The following is a 24,237-nucleotide window of genomic DNA, read 5'->3' on the forward strand; positions in this document are numbered from 1 at the left end:
CACCCTCTTGCCTTGGCCCCTTGCGAGCCCTATCCGATTACATCAAACCGCAGCCCCGGTTCAACACAGGAAAACCTCACGAATGAGCAACCAGACATCTTTGCGCGTCGCCGACCTGCCGCAAAACGCTCCGACATCGTTTGAACTGCGCCCGACCGGCGAGGCGCTTGAGGCGATCAAACAGGAACTCGGCCTGCTGGGGCTGCGCAAGCTCAGCTTTGCAGGACAGCTGCACGTGCAGGGCAAGCGTGACTGGGCTCTATCCGGCAAACTTGGTGCGACAGTGATCCAACCCTGCGTCGTTACGCTGGACCCGGTGACCACGCGCATTGATGTCCCGGTGAATCGCGTCTTTCTGGCCGATTGGAGCGATCCGGACGAGCCCGAGTTCGAAATCCCCGAAGATGACGAAATCGAACCATTGGGTGCCGAGATCGACCCGGCGCTGGTCATGGTCGAGGCGCTGGCGCTGGCCCTGCCCCAATACCCGCGCAAGGATGGGGCCGAACTGGGTCAGGCGGACTATACCGAGCCGGGCAAACAGGCGCTGACCGATGAGGATGTGAAACCCTTCGCCGGGCTGGCCGGGCTGCGCGATGCGCTGAAAAAAGACGAGTGACAGAGGGATGAATTCCTGTCATAGCAGGCGGTCAGAAAAATCGCTTGAACATGACGAGAATCGCAGTATTTTCGCGCGCTCATTGGATTTTGGGTTGGACATTGCGGGGCAAGCCCCTTAAACGCGCGTCAAACCACGAGAAAACAAAGAACGTAACCCGGCTGGCGGCGAATCTGCTGGCCCTTATCAGACAAAGGTTGAGACCATGGCCGTCCAACAGAACAAAGTTTCCAAGTCGCGCCGCAACAATCGCCGCGCACATGACGCTCTGGTTGCTGCAAACCCGAACGAATGCCCGAACTGCGGAGAGCTGAAGCGCCCGCACCACGTCTGCGCGTCCTGCGGCCACTATGATGACCGTGAAGTCGTCGCTCAGGCCGACGAAATCGACCTGGACGAAGACGCAGCCTAAACCTGATTGGACGCAGGCCAAGGCATGACGGATCAGCCTACGCAGACCGGACGGATCATCATCTCGGTTGACGCTATGGGCGGAGATTCGGGGCCCGCCGTCGTTGTGGCGGGCATTGCCCAATCTGCGAACAAGAACCCCGATATCGGGTTCATCCTGCACGGGCAGGAACAGGAGCTGCGCAAGCTGGTTGCCAAACGGCGTGTCCTTGACGGGCGCGTCGTTTTTCGTGATTGCCCCGATGTGGTCACGATGGAGGACAAGCCCAGCCAGGTTGTCCGCAGCGGCAAGAACACCTCGATGTGGTCCGCGCTGGAGGCGGTGCGTCAGGGCGAAGCCCATGGCGCGGTTTCCTGCGGCAACACGGGTGCGTTGATGGCGATGTCGATGCTGCGGCTGCGCAAGCTGCCCGGCGTCAACCGCCCCGCCATCGCGATTCTGTGGCCTTCGCGCAATCCGCACGGATTCAACGTGATGCTGGACGTAGGTGCGGATGTACGCGCCGACGCCAAGGATCTGCTGCAATATGCGCTGATGGGCGCCTCGTATGCGCGCAACGGCATGGCGCTGAGCCGCCCCCGGATCGGATTGCTGAATGTCGGCACCGAAGAGCACAAGGGCCGCGCCGAGTTGAAAGAAGCACATGCGATGATCTCGGATTTTGCCGATCAGGCGAATTTCGAGTTCGTGGGCTTTGTCGAAGGCAGCGATATCCCCGGCGACAAGGCCGATGTGATCGTGACCGACGGGTTCACAGGCAATGTCGCGATCAAGACCGGTGAAGGCACCGCCAACCTGATTGGTGACTTGCTGCGCGAGGCGTTCAAATACTCGCCATTGTCGCGACTGGCCTCAATATTGGCGATCACCTCGTTGAACCGACTGAAAAAGCGGATCGATCCGCGCCGCGTCAACGGGGGCGTCTTTCTGGGTCTGAACGGAACCGTGGTGAAATCCCATGGCGGAGCGGACGCCACCGGCGTTTCCGCCGCGATCAAGCTGGCCTTCACGCTGGCTGAATCCGGTTTTGCGGAAAAACTGGCAGCACGGGTTGCATCAACTGCCGCACTTGCACAAGATGCGGCGCATTCCGTGACTCAATCGGAATAATAACAAAAAAGGCAGTACCCCAGCATGGCAGGCCGCTCAGTTGTTGTAGGTGTCGGGCATTATTTACCGGAACGCGTTGTGCCAAACGCCGAGTTTGAACAAACGCTGGACACGACGGATGAATGGATTCGCACCCGTTCGGGGATCGAGCGGCGGCATTTCGCTGCCGAGGATGAGACCACATCAGATCTGGCCACAAAAGCGGCTGAGGCTGCCCTGGCCGACGCGGGTCTGACGGCAGACGATATCGACGCGATTGTTCTGGCGACCTCGACCGCGGATCTGACCTTCCCTTCGGCGGCAACCATGGTGCAGGCCCGGTTGGGCATGACCAAAGGCTTTGCCTTTGACGTGCAGGCCGTCTGCGCCGGGTTCGTCTTTGCGCTCAGCAACGCCAACGCGCTGATCGTATCGGGTCAGGCCAAGCGCGTGCTGGTGATCGGGGCCGAGACATTCTCGCGAATCATGGACTGGACCGACCGGTCGACCTGCGTTCTGTTCGGCGACGGTGCCGGCGCTCTGGTGCTGGAACAGCAGGAAGGACAAGGCACGTCCGACGATCGCGGCATTCTCGCGACCGACCTGAATTCGGATGGGCGTTACAAGGACCTGCTCTATGTCGATGGCGGGGTTTCGACCCAATCGACCGGTCATCTGCGGATGCAGGGCAATCAGGTATTCCGCCACGCGGTCGAGAAACTGGCCAAAACCGCCGAGGTTGCGCTGGAGCGTGCGGGTCTGAACAGCGATGATGTCGACTGGATCGTGCCGCATCAGGCCAATATCCGCATCATTCAGGGCACCGCCAAGAAAATGGGCCTGCCGATGGAGCGGGTGGTCGTGACCGTACAGGATCACGGCAACACCTCGGCAGCATCCATCCCGCTGGCCCTTTCGGTTGGCAAGCAGCAGGGGCAGATCAAGCAAGGCGATCTGATCGTGACCGAAGCCATCGGCGGCGGGTTGGCCTGGGGCGCGGTTGCATTGCGCTGGTAACCGGCGCAATCCGGCTTACAAAGCCGCTCGCAATTCATTGATATTGACAGCGAATTTCGCATCGCCATATGCTCTACCATCAACAGGGGAAATAGCATGGGCGATAAAACACTGACCCGAATGGATCTTAGCGAGGCCGTCTTCCGCGAGGTTGGCCTGTCACGCAATGAAAGCGCGCAACTGGTCGAAAGCGTACTGAACCACATGTCCGACGCGCTGGTGCGTGGCGAACAGGTGAAGATTTCGTCTTTCGGTACCTTCAGCGTTCGGGACAAAACCGCCCGCATCGGACGCAACCCCAAAACCGGCGAAGAGGTTCCGATTCAGCCCCGCCGCGTACTGACCTTCCGCCCATCGCATCTGATGAAGGATCGCGTTGCCGCAGGAAACCGTAAATAAGTTCAGGACATCTGTGTTATGAGTAAGTCCCCCGACGCATTTCGCACGATCAGTGAGGTTGCGGATTGGCTCGGAGTTCAGGCTCATGTGCTGCGCTTCTGGGAAAGCAAGTTCACGCAGGTCAAACCGGTCAAACGGGCCGGAGGGCGGCGGTATTACCGCCCCAATGACATGCGCCTGCTGGGTGGTATCAAGAAACTGCTGCACGAGGATGGCATCACCATCAAGGGTGTCCAGCGTATCCTGCGCGAGCAGGGCGTCGCGCATGTGGCGTCTTTGTCCCCGGCGCTGGATGACGCCGAACCCGAATCCGCCGCTGACAGCACGGTTGTCCCCTTCACCGCGAAACCGGCCGAGCCCGCAGATCAGATCGACATGGATCTGGGCGAGCCGGTTCAGCCCGCCAAGCCCGAGGCTGTGGAACAACCACCGCAGCCGGACGCGCTTGATGAGGCTCCGCTGATGGGTGGAATCGCCTCGCTGGCGTGGAATCGGGCCGAGTATGACGACGAGTTGCTGCATCAGATCGCACCGATCGCCAAAGACCTGCGCAAGTGGCTGGATCGTGTCGAACACCGCACGGCGGGATAGCAAAAAAGGCGATGATTTCCTCTTGCCCCCGCCGGGAAAGTCTTTATGAACACCTCAACGTCGGGCTATGGCGCAGCCTGGTAGCGCGTCCGTCTGGGGGACGGAAGGTCGCAGGTTCGAGTCCTGCTAGCCCGACCAAATCACACCGACGTTTATGGCACATAGGCCAGATCCCGCTCTGGCAGCAGAGGGGATCGAGATGACAGGTGTATGCCCGAACCAGCAGCTTGAAGCGATGATCGCACGCGGCGAAATCACCGCAAGCCCGGAGGTCATTCCGGCGCAGGTACAGCCCGCCAGTCTTGATCTGCGTTTGGGTACAGTGGCTTACCGGGTGCGTGCCTCGTTTCTGGCAGGCGAAGGACGCTCGGTCGCGGACCGATTGACCGAGTTCGAGATGCACCGCATCGACATCACCGACGGGGCCGTTCTGGAAAAAGGCTGCGTCTATCTGGTGCCGCTGATGGAATCGCTCGCCCTGCCCGATGATGTCAGTGCGGTGGCCAACGCCAAAAGCTCCACCGGGCGGCTGGACCTGCTGACCCGTACCATCACCGATGGCGGTACCGAATTTGACCGGGTCCCCGCAGGCTATACCGGCCCGCTTTTTGCTGAAATCTGCCCGCGGTCCTTCTCGGTTCTGGTCCGGCCCGGAATGCGGTTGAACCAGATCCGGTTCCGCAAGGGGCAGGCGGTGCTGAGCGACGCGGAGCTGACCACCCTGCATGCGCAGACACCGCTGGTTGACGGACCCGCCGTCATTCAGGACGGTTTGGGCTTTTCGGTCGATCTGCAGCTGCCCGATACCGATCTGGTGGGCTATCGCGCCAAGCCCCATACTGGGGTGATCGATCTGGACCGGATCGGCGAATATGACCCGCAGGAATATTGGGAAGAGGTGCGCACAAAGGACGGGCGCATCATCCTTGATCCCGGCGCATTCTACATCCTCGTCAGCCGCGAAGCGGTGCATATCCCGCCGATGTATGCCGCCGAAATGGCCCCCTATCTAGCCATGGTAGGTGAGTTCCGCGTGCATTACGCAGGCTTCTTCGATCCCGGCTTCGGCCATGCCGAGGCGGGCGGCGCGGATCGCGTGGCGTTCTGGAAGTGCGCTGCCACGAGGCGCCCTTCGTGCTGGAGCATGGACAGATTGTCGGACGGCTGGTTTATGAGAAAATGGCCGAGATGCCGACGCAGCTATATGGTGCGGGCATTGCCTCGAACTATCAGGGTCAGGGGCTGAAACTGTCCAAACATTTCAAGCCCGTAAGCTGAGTTTCAGAACTTGATGAAACGCCGCATCTGGCGTGTGACCTGCTTCATCTGATTGGCGCTCTGCTTCTGGCGCGCGGTGGTGTCACGCATCTGGCGGTCAGCTTCGGGGCTGTTTGGTGTCTGGGTCTCCCCCGGCTTGCGGCCTACCCGGCTTGCCAGATCGACCCCCTTGTCGATCCCATGGTTCACAAGCCGGCGCGTCACCTGACGTATGATCATGTCGATGATCCGATTGGCATTCATTGGCTCAACTCCGTTTCCTGCGCCCTACAATAGTGCCGTTCTGCGGCAACAAAAGGGCTGTTCGATCACTCTTCCTCGAACAACTCGGTCTGATCCTCATCCGCGTCTTCTTCCTGCCCCTCGCCCAACGGCACTGCGCCCGGAGGTGGGCGGTTTTCCAGCAACCCGGCTGCGCGAAGCTCTTTCAGACCCGGCAGATCGCGGGCATTTTCTAATCCGAAATGGTCCAGAAACTCGGGCGTCACAACAAATGTCACCGGTCGGCCCGGCGTCATGCGGCGGCGGCCCAGCCTGATCCACTCCATCTCGAGCAGCTGATCGATAGTGCCGCGCGACACGGAAACGCCGCGGATCTCTTCGATCTCGGCCCGGGTACAGGGCTGGTGATAGGCGACGATGGCCAGCGTCTCAATGGCGGCGCGGCTCAGCTTGCGGGTCTCGACGGTTTCCTTTTGCATCAGGAACCCAAGATCGGGGCGGTGCGAATGGCCCAGGCCTCACCCACACGGACCACGCGCACACCGCGCCCTTCATAACGCTTCTGCAGCGATTCGACCGCCTGTGCCGCATTGCTGCCATGGGGCATCCGGGCCTCTAAATCGGCGATGGTCACGGGCTGCGCGCTGGCGAACAGCACCGCCTCGACCATACGTTCCTGTTCCGCCAACGGGGGCGCTTCGAACAGGGTGCCGGTTTCTTCGGGGGCGTCAGTCACGGGTTTCGGTCCTCTTGCGCAGATGGATCGGGGCGAAAGTTTCGCTCTGCTTGATCTCCATATGTCCTTCTTTCACCAGTTCCAGCGAGGCCGCAAAGGTCGCCGCCGTGGCCGAGCGCCGCCGTACCGGGTCAGCATCCCAGCCGTCGGGCAGATAGGTCTCCATATCCGTCCATGTCCCCGCGAAACCGATCAGCGGACGCATCCGTTCCAGCGCTTGCTCCATCGTGAAGACGGCGTCGCGGTCCATGACGAAGGGGCGGAATTCATCGCGGGTGCGAATGCGGGCATAGCCCTGCATCAGGTCCAGCAGCGTGGCGGAATAGGTCACGGTGCGAATGCGGGTGACATCCTCGCCCTGCCCGCGTTTGAAGAAGTCGCGCCCCAACTGGTCACGTGCCATCAGCCGTGCGGCGGCGTCGCGCATGGCCTGCAGACGCTCAAGCTGGAACGCCAGATGCGCGGCCAGTTCCTCGCCCGAGGGTCCTTCGTCATCGGGGTCAGGCGGCAGCAGCAGGCGGGATTTGAGAAAGGCCAGCCACGCCGCCATCACCAGATAATCCGCAGCCAGTTCAATCCGCAGCTGCCGCGCCTTTTCGACAAAGGTCAGATATTGCTGCGCCAGCGCCAGGACCGAGATTTTACGTAGGTCCACCTTTTGCGTGCGAGACAGGGTCAGCAGCACGTCCAGCGGGCCTTCGAACCCGTCGACGTCAACGATCAGCGCTTCGGCCGCAAGCCGATCGGCAACCGAGACCGGGTCTTCGCTAAAAAGGTTATCCTGCATACACCTGCCCGCCCATTAGGGCAGATAGTTCCGCTTCGGCGGCTTGGATGTCAAGTTCCGCCGGGGGTTTGCGCATGGCCAGCGCGCGATCTGCGCGGGACTGTGCCGCCTGCGTCATCTGGCCTGCGGTTTCCAGCACGGCGCGACGCTCGTCAAAGCTGCCATTGCAATGCAAGACGACATCGCAGCCCGCCTGCAGCGCTTGCCGCGAGCGTTCGGGCACAGTGCCGCTGAGCGCTTTCATGGTGATGTCATCGGTCATGATCAGCCCTTCAAAGCCGATCACATCGCGGATCACCTGCATCATCGGGGCGGAAATTGTGGCCGGGGTCGCGTCGATCTGTTCAAACACCAGATGGGCCGTCATTCCCATCGGCAGATCGTTCAGCGACCGGAATGGCGCAAAGTCCGTCCGGGTCAACTCGTCCAGAGGCAGCTCGACGCGCGGCAGGTCAAAATGGGTGTCCAGCGTCGCGCGGCCGTGGCCCGGCATGTGTTTCATCACCGGCAGGACGCCCCCATCCAGATGCGCCTGCGCCACGGCGCGCCCGATCTTACCGATCGTAACCGCATCATCGCCATAACAGCGGTTGCGCAGAAAGGCGTGGGTATCAGGCCGCGCCACATCCACCATCGGGGCGCAGTTGCTGTCGATGCCCAGCTCGAACAGCTCATGCGCAATCAGGCGATAGCGCAAGTACATAGCACGTTCGGCCAGATCGCCAGCTTTGGCGGTGTGATCCAGCGGAGGCAGCCATTCGCGCGCAATCGGGGCACGCAGACGCTGCACGCGCCCACCCTCCTGATCGACCGTGATGGGGCAATTGCGGCCCACCGCTTCGCGGAAATCGTCGCACAGGGCGCGTACCTGATCGGCGCTTTCGATATTGCGGGCAAACAGAATGAACCCGAACGGGTTCATCTCTTTGAACAAGGCTCTCTCATCCGGCGTCAGGCGCAGCCCTTCGGCATCGGAGATGACGGCGCCAAAGCTCACCGGACGGCGACCGGGATGCAATCGGCCCCCTGCGCCACCAGCGCGGCGCAGAACTGACGCGAGTCGCTCAGATCATCGAACCCCATGACGCGCAGCCGATAGAAGGTGCGACCGCCGCTTGAGGTTTTTTGGATAACGCGCTGTTTTCCGTTCATATATTCGCCAAACCGGCTATTCAAACGCGCCCATTCCGCTTGCGCCACATCGTTGCTTTCATAGGCCCCGAGCTGCGCCAGCCGCGTACCCTTGGTCAGGGTATCCGGATCAACATCCAGACCTACGGCGGCCTTCACGGCGGCATTGATCGCCGCCTCGGTGGCGCTGTTCGACGAAATCGAGCTGCGGGTTGCACGGGCCGGACGCACCAGCGGGCGCAGCGATCGGCGCACACCCGGCAAGGCCGCAATCTTCGGGTCGGGCAATTGAGCGGCCAGATCGGCGGGATCAATCGCAGGCTCATCCTCGGGCGTGACCAATGAGGCCAATTGAACGCCCTGCTCTTGCACCTGTTCGGTCTGGGTATCGGCGGCGAGGCCTTCGACCAGCGCGTTCACGACAGCCTGATCGGTGGTGGGTTCTTCGATCACCTGCACGGCATTGGTGGCCTCAAGCGCGGCCATGGGGGTGTCTTCATCGGTCAGCGACACAGGGCGCGGGGCCAGGATCAGCCGATCCGCCGGGGGTGCGGCGGTTCCGACAGCGGCCACAGTGTTCACTGCAAGGCCCTGATGATCCGCAGGTGTACCGCCCGGATTTTCAGGCTGGATGCGCATCGGCCCTTCGGCGGCGCGCACAACCGGCACTCCGCTGACGTCACGCATCACCAGCTTGTACCCCCAGACGCCGACGCCCGCGACCAGCGCCAGCGACGCGACCGCCCCCAGAACGTTGACAATACGGCCAAACCCGGCGCCCGCGCGCGGAACCGGTTCATAGTCGTACATCTCATCTGAATAGTCATACGCATTCTCAGGATGCGCTTGATTCGAGTAATCCATCTGCTCGGGGCTTGCCTGCCCCGAGTAATCGTAACGTGCCATATCCGCCTCACCGCCCGTTTCGCGCCTTAAAAAGATGGCGCGCGGGTCATTTCTTGCCTACCTCGTACCGGCGGTTCGGGCGATTTTGTTACCGCATCTCCTGCGCCGGGGTAACGCCAAGAATACCCAAGCCCGCTGAAATCACAACAGAAACAGCGCGGGCCAATGCGATTTTCGACTGGCTTGTGGCAACATCGCCATCCTGGATGAAACGCAACTGGGTTTCATCGTTGCCCTTATTCCACAATGCGTGGAAATCTCCTGCAAGTTCATACAGATAGAAGGCAACGCGATGCGGTTCGTTGGTACGCGCTGCAATCTCGACCAGACGCGGCCATTCGGCCAGTTTCTTGGCCACGGCCAGTTCCGAGGCGTGGTCATTCTTGCTCAGATCAGCCCCGCTCAGCGCCGCATCGTCTGCCGCAATCCCGGCCTCGGCGGCGCGTCGCAGCACGCTCATCACGCGGGCATGGGCGTATTGCACGTAGAACACCGGGTTCTCGCGGCTCTGCTCCAGCACCTTGTCGAAATCGAAGTCCAGCGGCGCATCGTTCTTACGGGTCAGCATCACGAAACGGGTTACATCAGGGCCAACCTGATCGACCACATCGCGCAGGGTGACAAAATTCCCGGCCCGCTTGGACATCTTGAACGGCTCACCATTCTTCCACAGCTTCACCAGTTGCGTCAGCTTGATATCCAGCGGCACCTTGCCGTCGGACAGCGCCGATACAGCCGCCTTCATCCGTTTGACATAGCCGCCATGGTCCGCGCCGAACACGTCGATCAGCGCGTCAAAGCCACGGGTCACCTTGTCATAGTGGTAAGCGATATCGGGGGCGAAATAGGTCCAGCTGCCGTCCGACTTCTTGACCGGACGGTCCACATCATCACCATGCTCGGTCGATTTGAACAGGGTCTGCTCGCGCGGTTCCCAATCCTCGGGCTTCTTGCCTTTCGGAGGTTCAAGAACGCCTTCATAGATCAGGCCCTTGTCGGTCAGCGACTGCAGCGCCGCCTCAATCCGACCGGTGCCATAGAGAGATTTCTCGGAGAAGAACACGTCCATCTCGACGCCCAGCGCCTTCAGGTCAGCGCGGATCAGGTCCATCATCGCGTCGGTCGAGAATTCCCGAAGCTCTTCCAGCCAATCGCTTTCCGGCTTGTCGATCAGGCTGTCGCCGTATTTCTCTTTCAGCGCCTCGCCAATCGGGATCAGATAGTCGCCGGGATACAGCCCCTCGGCAATCTCGGGGCTCAGCCCGTTGGCTTCGCGGTAACGCTCGTAGGCCGACCGCGCCAGAACATCCACCTGCGCGCCGCCATCGTTGATGTAATACTCGCGGGTCACGTCATGGCCGGAATAGGCCAGCAGACTGGCCAAAGCGTCGCCGAAGACGGCCCCCCGCGTATGACCCACATGCAGCGGGCCAGTGGGGTTGGCCGAAACATACTCGACATTCACTTTCAGCCCCTGTCCCATGGTCGAGCGGCCATAGTCGGTGCCCTGCTCCAACACCGCCGCCAGAACGCCCTGCCAGACAGACGGAGCCAGACGCAGGTTCAGGAACCCTGGCCCCGCGACCTCGGCACTGGTGATCCGGTCGTCCGCAGCCAACTTTCCGGCCAGCACATCGGCAATATCGCGCGGCTTCATCTTCGCCGGTTTCGCCAGCACCATCGCCGCATTGGTCGCCATGTCGCCATGCGCCGTATCGCGCGGCGGTTCGACCGCCACGTTGTCAAAGCTCAACCCCTCGGGCAGCGCGCCTTCGGACTGCATCTGCGCCAGCGCGTCCAGTACCAGAGAGCGGATCTCGGAAAACAGGTTCATTTCGGATGTCCTTTTGCTTGCCGGGCGGTTTAACACGCATCACGGCAAGGTCAATGGACGCCTATAGTTTGCGCTTGGCTTGGCGCATATGCCGGGTAATCTCGGAACCGCCCCCACCAACACCGGAGATCACATGCGCCGTATCCTGCCCCTTGCCCTGCTTCTGTCCACCGCCCTGCCCGCCTGGGCCGAACTGCCCACCCCCGAAGGTCACGTCATCCTGACCCTGGGCGGCGCCGTCACCCAGACCAACCTTCCCGCGCGCGCCGAGAATGACGGCGGCCTGTTGGGTTACCTCGAAGTCACACATTCCGGTGCCGCAGGTTTCGATGCGACCATGCTGGACGGGCTGGAGCAGGTCGAGATCACCATCCCCTACGGCCCGTCCGAGAACCAGCGCGACTATGTTTTCTCGGGACCGCTGCTGTCCGAGGTGATGCAGATGGCCGGGGCCGAAGGCAAATCTGCGCTGCCCATGGCATTGGACGGCTATCAGGCGGAAATCCCATGGCAGAGCATCAACGCACATCAACCCATCGTGGCCACCCATGCGGATGGCGTGCCCATGGGCATTGGTGGCTATGGCCCCACAATGATCGTCTTCCCGCCAACCGATGATGCCGAACTGGCCCAGACGCAGGCCAGCCAGCAGGTCTGGGCCATCGCCTATATCGCGATCGAGTGATCCCCGGTCAGCCGGGCATGATCCTGCAGCGCAAACCTGTCGGTCATGCCCGCAATATAATCCGAGACGATCCGGGCCAGCGCCGTCTCGTCCGCCGCCGCCTCGATATCGCTGTGCCAATGACCGGGCATTTGTTTCGGGTCGTTCAGGTAGATGGGAAACAGCTCCTCAACCACTTTGCTGACCTTGGCACGCACCTGCATCACGCTGGGTGCGCGGTACATGCGCGAAAACAGGAACGCCCGGATCTGCTTGAGTTGCGCCCATAGGTCATCCGAAAATTGAATGACCGGGTAACCCAGATACCTGATCTCCTCGACCGACTGCGCGCCAGAGGCGGCGATCAGCCCGCGCGACGTGTCGATCACGTCCGAGACCATCACGCCAAACACCCGCCTAAGCGCCTCATGTCGGCGGCGATAGGTGTCCAACCCTGGATACTTGGCATCCACCTCGGCAAAACAGGCGTCAATGATCGGAAGTTGCTGAATATCGGCGTCACTGAACAAACCGGCGCGCAACCCATCGAACAGGTCGTGATTGTTGTACGCAATGTCATCCGAAAGCGCGGCCACCTGTGCCTCGGCGCTCGCATGGGTATGAAGTTCCAGATCAAAGCCCTGATTGCACTCGGCCAAAGCCCAGGGCAAATCACCAATGACGGGGCCGTTGTGTTTGGCAATCCCTTCCAGACATTCCCAGGTCAGGTTACAGCCGTCGAACTCGGCATAGTGGCGTTCCAGTTTGGTAACGATGCGAATGGCCTGCGCGTTATGATCAAACCCGCCATATGGCTGCATCAAAGCGTGCAGCGCATCCTCGCCCGTATGCCCAAACGGCGTGTGCCCCAGATCATGCGCCAGTGCCACCGCCTCAGTCAGTTCCGGATTCAGTCCCAGCGCGCCGGCAATGGTCCGCGCCACCTGCGCGACTTCGATGGAATGCGTCAGACGGGTGCGGTAGCTGTCGCCCTCATGCTCAACAAACACCTGTGTCTTATGTTTGAGCCGCCGAAACGCGCTGGCGTGAATGATCCGGTCGCGATCACGCTGAAAGCATGACCGGAAGCTGCTTTCTTCCTCTGGTACAAGCCGCCCCCTTGCGCGGCCTGGATCCGAGGCAAAACCCGCTCTGTTCAAAGGTCTTGTCCTTGTCGCCTGTCTTCAGGTTTCATATATTGTACAGCGCTGAGGAAATAAACCTTTGGAGACCGGCATGAATCTGCCCCCAAAAGTCACAGATCGCGCCTTTGACCGGCTGGCCGAGATCGGCGCAGCGGATCAGGGCCAGGCCCTGCGCGTCGCGGTAGAAGGCGGGGGATGTTCCGGTTTTCAATATGAAATCGCGCTGGACGAACCGAAAGAGGATGACCTTGTGCTGGAAGGCAAGGGCCAGAAGGTCATCGTTGACGCGATATCGCTGCCGTTTCTTGAAAATGCCGTGATCGACTTCACTCAGGAACTGATCGGCGCGAGGTTTGTGATCGAGAATCCGAACGCCACCTCCTCCTGCGGCTGCGGTACGTCGTTTTCGATGTAACCACCGGTGGGGGCATTGCCCCCACACCCCCAGGATATTTTTAGCCAGATGAAGAGGGATCCGCTCTCTGACCAGCAAAGATCAGAGAGCTTCATCTGGCGCGGTCATCGGCGTCCCCGTCTGTACCGCCAGATCATTCTTCATACTTCTGGTTAAGGATCCGTTACTTCATCTGGCTAAATATATACCGGAGCGCGAGGCAGAGCCTCGCCCCCGCTCTCGACTTGCCGTTGGGCCCGTTCTGCGCGATAGGTTGCCATAAGGCTTCGGAGGATCGCGCATGAAAATCGCCACATTCAACATCAATGGCATCAAAGCGCGGGCCGAAGCTCTGCCTCGCTGGCTGGATGAGGCGCAACCGGATGTTGTGCTTTTGCAAGAGATCAAGTCGGTGGACGAAAACTTCCCACGCGAGATGTTCGAAGAGCGTGGATATAATGTCGAAACCCACGGGCAAAAGAGCTTTAACGGCGTTGCGATCCTGTCAAAACTGCCGCTCGAGGATGTGACGCGGGGATTGCCTGGCGACGATTCAGACGAACAGGCGCGTTGGATCGAAGCGACTGTCGTGGGCAAGCAGGCATTGCGGATTTGCGGGCTGTATCTGCCAAACGGGAACCCGGTGCCAGGTCCGAAATATGATTATAAGCTTGCCTGGATGGAGCGGCTTTTCGATCGGGCGCGCGACCTACTTGCCGCTGAGGAACCGGCGCTGATGGCCGGAGACTACAACATCATTCCGCAGCCAGAAGATGCGAAACGGCCTGAGGCCTGGCGTGAGGATGCCCTGTTTCGCCCCGAAAGTCGTGCCGCATTCCGGAAGATTCTGAACCTGGGATTCACCGAAGCTTTCCGCGCCCGCACGCAGGGCCCCGGCCATTACTCTTTCTGGGACTATCAGGCTGGTGCGTGGAACCGCAATGACGGTATCCGGATCGACCATTTTCTGCTGACCCCGCAGGCCGCTGATCTGATGCGAAACTGTCAGATCGATGCCGAGGTGCGGGGGCACGAGAAACCGTCTGATCACGTACCGGTCTGGGTGGATCTGGACCTTTGACCGATCACGCGGTCGCGTCGTAGTCGTAAATCCAGTCATAGCGGCGCGACAATCGCGATCCGATCACCGACAGGGCCGCTTGTGCCGCCAGACGCATGGGACCACGCAGATGGAAATTGCGCGCGTTCGCATTCGCGGCGGCAACCACCCGTCGGGCGCGCGGACGGCGCAATGCTTCGTAAGCGGTTAGCGCTTGCGCCACACCGGATTGACCCTCGAAGGCACGGATCAGGCCCCATGCATCTTCCAGCGCCAGGCAGGCCCCCTGCGCCATGAATGGCAGCGTTGGGTGGGCGGCATCACCCAGAAGGGCCAGCCGACCATTCTGCCAGCATTCCGCCACCGGGCGCAGGAACAGAGCCCAAAGATGGACCTCCTCCACCTGAGACAACAAATCGCCAACCGGTCCTCCGAAATCGGCAAACCGACTGCGCAGGTCGTCCGGATCACCCTGACGGCGCCAGCCTTCCTCGCGCCAGTCCGAACGCTCTTCTATGGCAACGATATTCATCAGGCTTTGATCGCGCAAAGGATAGCTGACCACGTGACGGCCCGGTCCCATCGTCAATGAGGCACGCGCGGCCTCGGCCCGCTCGGACCAGGGGACGGTCGCGCGCCATGCGATCTGATGGGTGAACTCCGGCGTTTCCTGCCCGTTCAGAAGCGGGCGGATCAGGCTGCGGCCCCCATCGGCGGCAATCGTACATTCGGCGCGCAGCCTCTCACCAGAGGCCAGAATGACTTCGGCCTCGCCCGGGTGCTTGCATACCTCGACAACGCGCGCATCCAACCGGATGTCGACCCCTGCCCGTTCTGCCGCGTTGTGCAGGAGATCCAACAAATCGGCGCGGTGATAATAATAGGTCGGCCCAGCTGTTGGCCCGGCAACGCGGCTGATGACGCGCCCTTTGCGAAAATCCCTCAGGACAGTTCCGGCCGAACGCAATCCGGCCTCGGATTCATCACCGACCACCCCCAGAGCCCGCAAAACCACCATGCCATTGGCACTGATCTGCAACCCTGCCCCGACCTCGGTCAGCGCCGGAGCCTGTTCCAACACCGTCACCCGCGCCCCGCGCTGCCGCAGCGCCAGTGCTGCGGCCAGACCGCCGATCCCGCCGCCAATGACACAGAATTTCAGACCGTTGAGATTCATGCCCCCGCCATAACGAAAAAACGCCGGAGTGGAAGACCCCGGCGTTTATTATGTCTTTGGAACTCCAGCGATCAATCGTCGCGGTGAACCTTTTCGCGGCGCTCGTGACGCTCTTGCGCTTCCAGCGTCATGGTCGCGATCGGACGCGCATCCAGACGTTTCAGCGAAATCGGGTCACCGGTCTTTTCGCAATACCCGTATTCTCCTTCATCGATCCGACGCAGGGCCGAGTCGATCTTGGCGACCAGCTTGCGCTGACGATCCCGTGTGCGCAGTTCCAGCGCACGGTCGGTTTCCTCGCTTGCGCGGTCGGCGACATCGGGAATGTTTCGGGTGTTGTCCTGCAGCCCTTCGATGGTGTCGCGGCTGCCTGCGAGTAATTCTGTTTTCCAATCCAGCAGCTTGCGGCGAAAATACTCAAGCTGTCGATCATTCATAAAAGGTTCATCTTCAGCCGGGCGGTAATCCTCCGGCAGAAAAACTTCCTGTTTCATTGTTGCTCCCTCGGTATGGCCTGAAACGTCGGTAGCGGTAGTTTCACCTGACATTTGGCACCCCCTTCTGCGCAGCGTTTATCCGACAGGCGCGGGATTGTCACTACACAAACGTAGGACCGGCACGCCCTGCAGCGCGATTGTCTAAATGTGAGACTTGTAACAAGAAATCGGTGTTTTTTGGTGAAAATACGCGGTCATTTTTGCGGCAAGGTGCAACCAAAGGCAAAGCAAGATCACAACGAATCGCGCAAAAAGGTTGGAGACATTGCAAATTTCCACCCGACCGACGCAGCGGCCCGGCTTGTCAAAAACTCTGCCGCTCTGTAACCCGGGCTGCATATCGCTTCACTACATGAGAGTCTCATGACCGCACGTTTCCAAGGCACCGCCGAATATGTCGCCACCGACGATCTGACCATTGCCGTGAACGCTGCGGTGACGCTGGAACGCCCGCTGCTGGTCAAGGGTGAGCCCGGCACCGGCAAGACCGAGTTGGCCAAGCAGGTGGCCGGTGCGCTGGGGCTGACGATGATCGAGTGGAACGTGAAATCCACCACCCGCGCGCAGCAGGGTCTGTATGAATACGATGCGGTCAGCCGCCTGCGCGACAGCCAGTTGGGCGAAGAACGTGTGCATGACGTGTCGAACTATATCCGCAAGGGCAAGCTGTGGCAGGCTTTCGAGGCGGATGAGAAGGTCGTGCTGCTGATCGACGAGATCGACAAGGCCGATATCGAATTTCCAAATGACCTCCTGCAGGAACTCGATAAGATGGAGTTTCATGTCTACGAAACCGGCGAGACGATCCGGGCTAAGCACCGCCCCATAGTGATCATCACCTCGAACAACGAAAAAGAACTGCCCGACGCCTTTCTGCGCCGCTGTTTCTTCCACTATATCCGCTTTCCGGACGAAGCCACGATGCGCCGCATAGTCGAGGTGCATCACCCCGGCATCAAGGATGCGCTGCTGACCACCGCGCTGACCCAGTTCTATGAAATCCGCGAAACGCAAGGGTTGAAGAAAAAGCCCTCGACTTCGGAGGTACTGGACTGGCTCAAGCTGCTGCTGGCCGAGGACCTGACGGCAGAGGACCTCAAACGTGATGGTGCCAACGCCCTGCCCAAACTGCATGGCGCGCTGTTGAAGAACGAACAGGACGTGCATTTGTTTGAACGCCTTGCCTTCATGGCGCGCGGCAAGCGCTGAGGACTTGAACATCCGGTGATCGCGGCTTGCCTTCCGCGGGGCCGGATGTCAGCATTGCAGCAACCGAAGCCCGACCACCAAACGGGCCCCGCAGAGCAGGAAACCCGAACATGTCGACCGCCCTTACCATCCGCCCTTTGCGCCCTGACGACCGGGCGGCATGGGCCGAGATGTGGCACGACTATCTGGCGTTTTATGAATCCGAGGTTTCGGACGAGGTGTATGACACCACCTTCGCCCGCCTCTTAGGCGATGATCCGCAAGACTTTTCCTGCTTTGTGGCCGAGCGGGATGGGGAATTGATCGGGCTGACCCATTACCTGTTTCACCGCCATGCCTGGAAGGTCGAACGGGTCTGCTATCTGCAGGACCTTTATGCCCGCCCCGCGGCACGCGGCACAGGCGTCGGACGCGCACTAATTCAAGCCGTTTATGACGAGGCCGACCGGCAACAAGCCCCGAACGTTTATTGGCTGACGCAGGAGTTCAATCACACCGCACGCCAGCTTTATGACCGCATCGGCAAGTTAACGCCGTTTCTGAAGTATCAGCGCCCATGATGCGTCTGGGTACAGCCCTGTTGCTGGCGACGTTGTCGGCCTGCACCTCGGTCGAACGGATCGAGCTGCCGACGCGCATCAAAGTGATCGAAGAGTCGCTGCCTCCTACCAAAAATTTTGGTACCACCCGCGCCAGCACCCCTGCCCGATCCAACACCAACATCGCGGCAGATTTCCTGTCGCTGCATTTCGCGCTGGAAAGCGGCGCGGAACTGCCGGTGTTCACCCGGTTCGAAGATCCGATCACGGTGAAGCTGACCGGGACAGCCCCTCCTTCGATGCAGACCGATCTCAGCCGCCTGCTGACCCGGTTGCAGCGCGAGGCACGGATCGACATCCGCCAGATTCCCGACGGTCAGGCGAATATCACCATCGAGGCCGTCAGCCAGAAACAGATTCAGCGCATCCTGCCGCAAGCAGCCTGTTTCGTGGTGCCCAATGCCTCGAGCCTTGAGGAATATCGCCGCGACCGCCGCAAGAGCAAAAGCAACTGGACCGAACTGCGCAGCCGCGAACGGATCGGCATTTTCATCCCCTATGATGCCAGCCCGCAGGAAGTACGCGATTGTCTGCACGAAGAACTGGCGCAGGCGCTGGGGCCGCTCAATGACCTCTACCACCTGCCGGATTCCGTCTTCAACGATGACAATTTTCACACCATCCTGACCGGTTTCGACATGCTGATCCTGCGTACCGCCTATGCGCACGAACTGCATAGCGGCATGACCCGTGACCAGGTGGCTGCGGTGCTGCCCGACGTGCTCAGCCACCTGAACCCGCGCGGCGACCGGATCGCCCCGCAACCGGTGGCCGAGACGCCGCGTGCCTGGATCAACGCGGTGCAAAAGGCGCTGGGATCAGGGTCAAGCTCGGCCAAACGGGTCAGGGCCGCGGAAGAGGCCGCCCGGATCGGCAAACAGCAGGGCTGGACCGATCACCGCCGCGCCTATCCGCACTATCTGCTGGGGCGCATGGGGCAGTTCGACGATCCCGATGCGGCGCAAGTGCAATACGCAACGGCCCTGAGATATCTCGACGCCACGCCGGGCACCGAGGTTCAGCGCGCCCACGTCACCGCGCAGACCGCCGCCTTTGCGCTGGCACAAGGTCAGGGCGCAGATGCGTTACCCGATCTGGACAACGCCATCGAGGTCATGACTCAGGCCGAAAACGCGGCCCTGCTGGCCACCCTGCTGCTGCTGAAATCCGAGGCGCTGCGGCAATCCGGACAAACCGAACAGGCCCGCACGGTCAGGCTGGACAGTATCGGATGGGCGCGCTACGGCTTCGGCTCGGAATTGGTGGTACGCTCAGTGACAGAGGATTTTGCACAGGCGACCGCCGCGAACACAGGTGGATAACGGCAGATGGTAGTGGTTCTGGGCATGGCAATTCTGGGCGCGATTCTGGGTGCCTTGGCAGCACGCAAGCGCAACGGCAGCGGCATGGATATGGCCCAATACGCTGCCGGTTATGGCATCGCCTTTGCATTGGTGGGCCTGATCATCTCGCTGGTTCTGGTTCGTATGGTCTGACCCCATGTTCCTGCCCTTCTTCGAAAACCTCCGTAAAGCAGGCATTCCCGTATCATTGCGCGAATACCTGACCTTTCTCGAGGGCATGAAGAAAGGGCTGGCGACCTACGATGTCGAGGCGTTCTACTATCTCGCCCGTGTGTCGATGGTGAAAGACGAGCGCAACATCGACAAGTTCGACCGCGCCTTCGCGGCCAGTTTCGAGGGGCTGAACGAGATCAGCTTTGATCAGGTGCTGGAGGCGGTGGACATCCCCGCCGAATGGCTGGCGAAGATGGCCGAAAAGCACCTGAGCGCCGAAGAAAAGGCCGAGATCGAGGCACTTGGCGGTTTCGACAAGCTGATGGAAACGCTGCGCGAGCGCCTGAAAGACCAGCAAGGCCGCCATCAGGGTGGCAACAAGTGGATCGGCACCGCTGGAACCTCGCCCTTCGGGGCTTATGGCTATAACCCCGAAGGGGTGCGCATCGGTCAGAAGGAAAGCCGCCATCAGCGCGCAGTCAAAGTCTGGGACAAGCGCGAATTTCGCAATTTCGACGACACGGTGGAACTGGGCACCCGCAACATCAAGGTCGCCCTGAAACGCCTGCGCCGCTGGGCGCGCGAAGGCGCCGCCGAGGAGCTGGATCTGGACGGCACCATCCGCGCCACGGCCGAGCATGGCTATCTGGACGTCCAGACCCGCCCCGAGCGGCACAATGCGGTCAAGGTACTGCTGTTTCTGGACGTGGGCGGCTCGATGGACCCGCATATCAAGGTGGTCGAAGAGCTGTTTTCAGCCGCCCGGACCGAGTTCAAGCATCTGGAATATTACTATTTCCACAACTGCCTTTATGAAGGCGTTTGGCGCGACAACCGCCGCCGCTGGGACCAGCAGACCCCGACTCACGAAGTGCTGCGCACCTACGGGTCGGACTACAAGTGTATATTTGTCGGCGACGCTTCGATGAGCCCCTACGAGATCGCCTATCCCGGCGGCGCCAATGAGCATTGGAACCCCGAGGCCGGACAGATCTGGCTGCAGCGCGCGCGCGAGCAATGGGCCTCGAACCTCTGGATCAATCCGGTGCCCGAAAAATACTGGGAATACACCCATTCGATCGGCATGATTCAGGAGATTTTCGAGGACCGCATGGTGCCGATGACACTGGCCGGGCTGGAACAGGGCATGCGGGAACTGACGCGATAACGCCCTGCCCGTGATTAGGGCTTATAGGCAATCTGGCTGACATAAGACATGAAGCCGAAGAAAGTGTTCTTGTCCACCCGATCGCGCGCCTCGCGTTTCAGCGCAGCTGCGGTCTCGGACCCCAATATCCCTTCTTCGACCATGCGGTCTGCACCCCGGTCGATGACGGTCAGGAAATAGGTGGCGTTGCCCTCGGCGACGTAACTGTGCCCCTTCCGTGCCCCAAGACTGAACCCGAACCCATCCAGCAGTCCCGAGATCTGACGCATGATCCACAGGTTGGTCACGTTCTGGTTGATCATGAAGCGGACAAGCTGATCCAGCGGATCATAATCGGCGATCTGCGCCGTTGCTGTGTCGTAGTCCCCGTCGCAAATCGCCAGAACACCGCCCGGTTTCAGCAGCCGGTAGGCTTCGGCAAGAACCTTCTGCGGCTGGGGCACGTGGCACAGCAAAGTGTGCATCAGGATCATGTCGAATGCCTCATCTGGGAAGCCGGTGCCCTTGGCATCGCCGATTTCGAAACTGAGTTGCGGATTGTCGGAAAATCGTTCCGTCGCCCGCGCGACCATGACCGGGGACGGCTCAATCCCGATGGCCGAAGACGCCCCGGCTAATGTGAGCAGGTCTTCGGTCACGTGACCGGTTCCCGAGCCCATCTCAAGCGCCCTGGCCCCAGCCGGAAGGTCGATATCTGCAAGATATGCCTGCCTGATGGCCTTTTGCGCCGGTTCGAGACAGCGCGCCTCCATCGCGTCGGCGATGCGTTCCTGAATGTCATTCTGTTGCGCGGCAAGATCGGAATAGGGATCGGACAAAGGACAACTCCTGATCAAATGTCCCTATCATACCTTATTTGCGGGAATTACTCACCTGCCGCCCCTACGGGCCGAGCACTGCCCGAGCCCATCAGACTGAATACGCAGAATTGTGTTGCTCTGTCAGGATTGCAAACCCATATCTAACACATGCTTCGCCTGACCCCGATCCTGCTGGCCATTGCCTATGCCGTCGTGATGTACCGGATTTCCGTCTGGCGTACTCATCGTGAGCTGGATGCGAAATCCACTGAACTGGCGGATCCGGCGCTGAAACGTATGACCGACCGGTTGGCGGCGGCGCTGGAGATTGATCGGGTGCCTGTCTACATCTATGAGATCGACCCCGTGAACGGGCTGGCCGCGCCGGATGGACGGATATTTATCACGCGCGGGTTCTATCGCAAATTCCGCAACGGAGAGGTCTCGGCCGAAGAAATGGCCAGCGTGATTGCGCATGAACTGGGCCATGTGGCACTGGGGCATGCGCGACGCAGGATGATCGATTTTTCCGGCCAGAATGCGCTGCGGGCGGCGTTGATGATGCTGCTGAACCGGTTCATTCCCTTCATCGGTGCGTGGATTGCCAATATGCTGACACATCTTCTCGCCTCACGGCTGTCGCGCGGGGATGAGTATGAGGCGGATGAATATGCCGCCGCCCTGCTGACCAAGGCGGGGATTGGCATCGGGCCGCAGAAATCGCTGTTTCACAAGCTTGAGGAATTGACCCAACAGCGCGCCGGGGTGGTTCCGGCATGGCTGATGAGCCATCCCAAGACGGATGAGCGGATTGCGGCGCTGGAGGTGCTTGAGCAGCGTTGGGACGCGGGTGGTTAGGTTCGGATGCGAGGGGCCAGCCCCTCGCGCTCCCCGGGATATTTTAGGCCAGATGAAGCTGGTATCTTGATCAGGTTGTGAGGGCTTTGCCAAGTCGCGGCAGACGTGCTTTTTTCATCAACGGGCGCAGGGTCCATTGATCGCCTGAGAGGCGATTGGCTTGCGCCAAAACCGCTGCGGCAATGTTTGCGATGCCATCCGGGTCTATCAGCCAGAATCTGTGAAGCAGCCCGTCGGGGTCATGGCGGGTGAGGCCTTCTTCGGCCAGAAGGTGTTTGGGAAAATCTTTTGCGTTCACGGTGACAATGACATCGGCGGAACTGGCCACGGCTGTTGCGAGAACATGGATGTCTGCGGCGTCCGGTAGCCAGAGGCGTCGTTCCAGCCCCGGCGGCGATGGATGCTCGGCCTTGGGCCAACTGGCTTGTGTCAGCGCGATTTCAGCGCGGGCTTGCGCCTCGCCCTCGGGGCCGAGTTTGCGGGCGGCGCGGGCCCATTCCTCAAGGATGCGGGCGGACCAGATCGGTTGGAAATGGCCAAGTTTGGCGGCCCCCAGCAGCATTTCCCGCATCACTGTGGGATAGATCACGCAGGTGTCGAGAACCGCTTTCATAGGCGATAGAACACGGCCTTGAGGTAGCCGCTTTCGGCCAGTTGCGGCAGTTGCGGATGGTCCGGGCCGGCGAACCCGGTATGGATCAGTTGTGCCTGCCGCCCTGCCCGGCCAATGCCGCGCGAGGAGGCATCGCGGAACCGGCCCAGATCAGCGGCGTGCGAGCAGGAACACAGGCCCAGATAGCCACCCGGTTTCACCAGAGGTGCGGCAAGGCGCGCGATCCGTTCATAGGCGCGCAGACCGGCATCAAGGGCCTGTTTCGAGGGCGCAAAGGCCGGGGGGTCGCAGATGACCACATCGAACATCGCGCCTTCCTCGCCCAATTGTGTCAGCACATCGAATGCGTCGCCCTGGCGGGTTGCAAAACGGTTGCTGAAACCTGCTGCCTCGGCCCCCTGCTCGGCCAGCGTCAGCGCGGCGGCAGAACCGTCGACGGCAAGTGCTTGCGCGGCACCACCGGCCAGCATGGCCAGACCGAAACCGCCAACATGGCTGAACACGTCCAACACCTGCGCTTGGGGATGTACCAGACGGGCCGCAAAGGCGTGGTTGGGGCGTTGGTCGTAGAACAGGCCGGTTTTCTGCCCGCCGGTCAGGTCGGCCATATAGGTCGCACCGTTCATCGGAACCGCAACCGGGGCTTCGGGAACCGTTCCGCGCAGGGTCTGGTTGATGTCGTCGAGTCCTTCCAACCCCCGGGTGCGACCGGAGGCGTTTTTCAGAACCGTGGTCACGCCGGTCACTGAGATCAGAGCATCCGTCAGAGCCTCAATATGCGCTTCGGCCCATGCGGCGTTGGGCTGGATGACGCAGGCGTCTGCGAACCGGTCGATGATTACGCCAGGGAAACCATCAGCCTCGGCATGGATCAGACGGTAATAGGGTGCATCGAACAGGCGTTCGCGCATCTCCAAGGCGCGGTGCAGGCGGGCCTCGAACCAGTCAGTGTCAAGCTGGGCGTCGGTGTCGCGATCCAGCACCCGGCACATGATTTTCGACTCTGGATTGACCGCGACCAGCGCAATCGGCTGCCGCTTGTCGTCTTCGAGCACCGCCAGGGCTCCGGCAGCGATCTTGCGGGTGCGTCGGTCGGTGACGATGTCATTGGCGTAGACCCATGGGAAACCATGGCGCAGCCCGCGCGCGTTGGCTTTGGGTTTCAGGCGAATACGGGGGCGGTCGGATGAGGCGGTCATGGCGCTCTCATAGCTGTGAACCGATTGAGGGGAAAGACCCGTTAGCGGTTCCGGTTGCGCCAGCCGCCGCGCCGTCTGGGGGCTTGCGCCGATTGCAGCCCTTCGGCCAGCACCTGCGTCATCGGATGATCACCCGCCTGCGCGGCATAAAGCGTGTGCAGCGCGGTCAGCGCCTCTTTCTGATCCCGGTCCTCGGGCAGGCTGAGCGCCCAGTCAAGAAAGATGCTGCGGCATTCGGGCAAGGTGATGCCGTCGATGCGATAGGCCTCGCGGATCAGGCCCTTGTGGTCGTTCGGATCGTCACTGCGCGGCATGT

27 protein-coding genes, 1 tRNA gene and 2 pseudogenes are annotated in these 24,237 nt (G+C 60.9%); 17 read left to right on the top strand and 13 right to left on the bottom strand.

Translation table 11 applies throughout. The features are described from left to right. Nucleotides 1–82: 82 nt before the first annotated feature. The 8 genes and pseudogenes from ACR3E4_RS00155 to ACR3E4_RS00190 all read left to right on the top strand — a co-directional run bounded on the left by ACR3E4_RS00155 (nucleotide 83) and on the right by ACR3E4_RS00190 (nucleotide 5,405). The gene (locus ACR3E4_RS00155) at nucleotides 83–619 is read left to right on the top strand and encodes a YceD family protein (RefSeq protein ID WP_480531958.1); all 537 of its coding nucleotides are present in this window, start codon (nucleotides 83–85) and stop codon (nucleotides 617–619) included. Nucleotides 620–824: 205 nt separating this feature from the next. Further along, complete coding sequence (rpmF, locus tag ACR3E4_RS00160; protein ID WP_008756996.1) at nucleotides 825–1,031, top strand: 50S ribosomal protein L32; 207 nt, start codon at nucleotides 825–827, stop codon at nucleotides 1,029–1,031. 24 nt (nucleotides 1,032–1,055) lie between these two features. After that, complete coding sequence (gene plsX / locus ACR3E4_RS00165; protein ID WP_480531956.1) at nucleotides 1,056–2,141, top strand: phosphate acyltransferase PlsX; 1,086 nt, start codon at nucleotides 1,056–1,058, stop codon at nucleotides 2,139–2,141. Between the two features lie 24 nt (nucleotides 2,142–2,165). After that, entirely contained in the window at nucleotides 2,166–3,137 is a 972-nt protein-coding gene (locus ACR3E4_RS00170) for a beta-ketoacyl-ACP synthase III (RefSeq protein WP_480531954.1), read from the top strand. Nucleotides 3,138–3,233: 96 nt separating this feature from the next. Next, on the top strand, nucleotides 3,234–3,536 hold the full coding sequence (ihfA, locus tag ACR3E4_RS00175) for an integration host factor subunit alpha (protein ID WP_008755922.1): 303 nt from the start codon (nucleotides 3,234–3,236) through the stop codon (nucleotides 3,534–3,536). A gap of 18 nt (nucleotides 3,537–3,554) precedes the next feature. After that, a complete protein-coding gene (locus ACR3E4_RS00180; protein ID WP_480531952.1) occupies nucleotides 3,555–4,127 on the top strand; it encodes a MerR family transcriptional regulator in 573 nt (190 codons plus the stop codon). A 61-nt stretch (nucleotides 4,128–4,188) separates the two neighbouring features. After that, nucleotides 4,189–4,265: transfer RNA gene (locus tag ACR3E4_RS00185), tRNA-Pro, on the top strand. Nucleotides 4,266–4,326: 61 nt separating this feature from the next. Then, nucleotides 4,327–5,405 (top strand): annotated as a pseudogene (locus ACR3E4_RS00190) (2'-deoxycytidine 5'-triphosphate deaminase). 3 nt (nucleotides 5,406–5,408) lie between these two features. Here the strand turns inward: ACR3E4_RS00190 and ACR3E4_RS00195 are convergent. From ACR3E4_RS00195 to argS, 6 genes and pseudogenes are all read right to left on the bottom strand, one after another. Continuing rightward, nucleotides 5,409–5,648: a hypothetical protein gene (locus tag ACR3E4_RS00195; protein WP_480531948.1), complete on the bottom strand. Its 240-nt coding sequence runs from the start codon at nucleotides 5,646–5,648 to the stop codon at nucleotides 5,409–5,411. A gap of 65 nt (nucleotides 5,649–5,713) precedes the next feature. After that, nucleotides 5,714–6,363, bottom strand: a pseudogene (gene scpB, locus ACR3E4_RS00200) (SMC-Scp complex subunit ScpB). Next, the gene (locus tag ACR3E4_RS00205; protein WP_480531944.1) at nucleotides 6,356–7,150 is read right to left on the bottom strand and encodes a segregation and condensation protein A; all 795 of its coding nucleotides are present in this window, start codon (nucleotides 7,148–7,150) and stop codon (nucleotides 6,356–6,358) included. Before ACR3E4_RS00205 ends, scpB begins: the two are co-directional and overlap by 8 nt. Further along, on the bottom strand, nucleotides 7,140–8,147 hold the full coding sequence (nagZ, locus tag ACR3E4_RS00210) for a beta-N-acetylhexosaminidase (RefSeq protein WP_480531942.1): 1,008 nt from the start codon (nucleotides 8,145–8,147) through the stop codon (nucleotides 7,140–7,142). The genes ACR3E4_RS00205 and nagZ overlap by 11 nt, the downstream gene beginning before the upstream one ends. Further along, a complete protein-coding gene (locus ACR3E4_RS00215) occupies nucleotides 8,144–9,187 on the bottom strand; it encodes an SPOR domain-containing protein (protein WP_480531940.1) in 1,044 nt (347 codons plus the stop codon). The genes nagZ and ACR3E4_RS00215 overlap by 4 nt, the downstream gene beginning before the upstream one ends. An 88-nt stretch (nucleotides 9,188–9,275) precedes the next feature. Then, complete coding sequence (gene argS, locus ACR3E4_RS00220; RefSeq protein ID WP_480531938.1) at nucleotides 9,276–11,021, bottom strand: arginine--tRNA ligase; 1,746 nt, start codon at nucleotides 11,019–11,021, stop codon at nucleotides 9,276–9,278. An 88-nt stretch (nucleotides 11,022–11,109) separates the two neighbouring features. Between argS and ACR3E4_RS00225 the strand changes: the two genes are divergently transcribed. Then, a complete protein-coding gene (locus ACR3E4_RS00225) occupies nucleotides 11,110–11,706 on the top strand; it encodes a putative pterin-binding protein (RefSeq protein ID WP_480567037.1) in 597 nt (198 codons plus the stop codon). Here ACR3E4_RS00225 and ACR3E4_RS00230 read toward each other — a convergent pair. Next, on the bottom strand, nucleotides 11,688–12,845 hold the full coding sequence (locus ACR3E4_RS00230; RefSeq protein WP_480531934.1) for a deoxyguanosinetriphosphate triphosphohydrolase: 1,158 nt from the start codon (nucleotides 12,843–12,845) through the stop codon (nucleotides 11,688–11,690). The genes ACR3E4_RS00225 and ACR3E4_RS00230 overlap by 19 nt on opposite strands. A gap of 76 nt (nucleotides 12,846–12,921) precedes the next feature. Between ACR3E4_RS00230 and ACR3E4_RS00235 the strand changes: the two genes are divergently transcribed. After that, nucleotides 12,922–13,245: a HesB/IscA family protein gene (locus ACR3E4_RS00235; protein ID WP_480531932.1), complete on the top strand. Its 324-nt coding sequence runs from the start codon at nucleotides 12,922–12,924 to the stop codon at nucleotides 13,243–13,245. 280 nt (nucleotides 13,246–13,525) lie between these two features. After that, on the top strand, nucleotides 13,526–14,305 hold the full coding sequence (gene xth / locus ACR3E4_RS00240) for an exodeoxyribonuclease III (protein WP_480531930.1): 780 nt from the start codon (nucleotides 13,526–13,528) through the stop codon (nucleotides 14,303–14,305). Nucleotides 14,306–14,309: 4 nt separating this feature from the next. Here xth and ACR3E4_RS00245 read toward each other — a convergent pair whose 3' ends face one another. Together ACR3E4_RS00245 and dksA are read right to left on the bottom strand one after the other, a co-directional pair. Further along, nucleotides 14,310–15,461 carry an FAD-dependent oxidoreductase gene (locus ACR3E4_RS00245; RefSeq protein WP_480531928.1) on the bottom strand — a complete coding sequence of 384 codons (1,152 nt, stop codon included), beginning with the start codon at nucleotides 15,459–15,461 and terminating at the stop codon, nucleotides 14,310–14,312. A 71-nt stretch (nucleotides 15,462–15,532) separates the two neighbouring features. Then, entirely contained in the window at nucleotides 15,533–15,955 is a 423-nt protein-coding gene (gene dksA, locus ACR3E4_RS00250; RefSeq protein ID WP_170354457.1) for an RNA polymerase-binding protein DksA, read from the bottom strand. A 366-nt stretch (nucleotides 15,956–16,321) separates the two neighbouring features. On the opposite strand from dksA, the gene ACR3E4_RS00255 reads away from it, so the two are divergent. From ACR3E4_RS00255 to ACR3E4_RS00275, 5 genes are all read left to right on the top strand, one after another. Beyond that, on the top strand, nucleotides 16,322–17,167 hold the full coding sequence (locus tag ACR3E4_RS00255) for an AAA family ATPase (RefSeq protein WP_480531926.1): 846 nt from the start codon (nucleotides 16,322–16,324) through the stop codon (nucleotides 17,165–17,167). Nucleotides 17,168–17,277: 110 nt separating this feature from the next. Further along, the gene (locus ACR3E4_RS00260) at nucleotides 17,278–17,727 is read left to right on the top strand and encodes an N-acetyltransferase family protein (protein ID WP_480531924.1); all 450 of its coding nucleotides are present in this window, start codon (nucleotides 17,278–17,280) and stop codon (nucleotides 17,725–17,727) included. Next, on the top strand, nucleotides 17,724–19,088 hold the full coding sequence (locus tag ACR3E4_RS00265) for a DUF2927 domain-containing protein (protein ID WP_480531922.1): 1,365 nt from the start codon (nucleotides 17,724–17,726) through the stop codon (nucleotides 19,086–19,088). The genes ACR3E4_RS00260 and ACR3E4_RS00265 overlap by 4 nt, the downstream gene beginning before the upstream one ends. 6 nt (nucleotides 19,089–19,094) lie before the next feature. After that, nucleotides 19,095–19,262, top strand: coding sequence for a hypothetical protein (locus ACR3E4_RS00270; RefSeq protein ID WP_480531920.1), 168 nt, complete (start codon nucleotides 19,095–19,097; stop codon nucleotides 19,260–19,262). Between the two features lie 4 nt (nucleotides 19,263–19,266). Further along, on the top strand, nucleotides 19,267–20,451 hold the full coding sequence (locus tag ACR3E4_RS00275) for a vWA domain-containing protein (protein WP_480531918.1): 1,185 nt from the start codon (nucleotides 19,267–19,269) through the stop codon (nucleotides 20,449–20,451). A 14-nt stretch (nucleotides 20,452–20,465) separates the two neighbouring features. On the opposite strand, the gene ACR3E4_RS00280 is transcribed toward ACR3E4_RS00275, so the two are convergent. Next, on the bottom strand, nucleotides 20,466–21,269 hold the full coding sequence (locus ACR3E4_RS00280; protein ID WP_480531916.1) for a methyltransferase domain-containing protein: 804 nt from the start codon (nucleotides 21,267–21,269) through the stop codon (nucleotides 20,466–20,468). Between the two features lie 150 nt (nucleotides 21,270–21,419). On the opposite strand from ACR3E4_RS00280, the gene ACR3E4_RS00285 reads away from it, so the two are divergent. Then, nucleotides 21,420–22,109 (top strand): M48 family metallopeptidase, encoded by a 690-nt coding sequence (locus ACR3E4_RS00285; protein ID WP_480531914.1) that lies wholly within the window; start codon nucleotides 21,420–21,422, stop codon nucleotides 22,107–22,109. A 70-nt stretch (nucleotides 22,110–22,179) separates the two neighbouring features. Here ACR3E4_RS00285 and ACR3E4_RS00290 read toward each other — a convergent pair whose 3' ends face one another. The 3 genes from ACR3E4_RS00290 to ACR3E4_RS00300 are packed head-to-tail and all read right to left on the bottom strand — an operon-like array spanning nucleotide 22,180 to nucleotide 24,235. Then, on the bottom strand, nucleotides 22,180–22,722 hold the full coding sequence (locus tag ACR3E4_RS00290; RefSeq protein WP_480531912.1) for an RSP_2648 family PIN domain-containing protein: 543 nt from the start codon (nucleotides 22,720–22,722) through the stop codon (nucleotides 22,180–22,182). Beyond that, complete coding sequence (locus ACR3E4_RS00295; RefSeq protein WP_480531910.1) at nucleotides 22,719–23,921, bottom strand: RSP_2647 family RNA methyltransferase; 1,203 nt, start codon at nucleotides 23,919–23,921, stop codon at nucleotides 22,719–22,721. Before ACR3E4_RS00295 ends, ACR3E4_RS00290 begins: the two co-directional genes overlap by 4 nt. 41 nt (nucleotides 23,922–23,962) lie before the next feature. Continuing rightward, nucleotides 23,963–24,235: a hypothetical protein gene (locus tag ACR3E4_RS00300; RefSeq protein WP_480531908.1), complete on the bottom strand. Its 273-nt coding sequence runs from the start codon at nucleotides 24,233–24,235 to the stop codon at nucleotides 23,963–23,965. Nucleotides 24,236–24,237 lie beyond the last annotated feature (2 nt).

It is taken from the genome of Ruegeria sp. AP11, assembly GCF_056535865.1.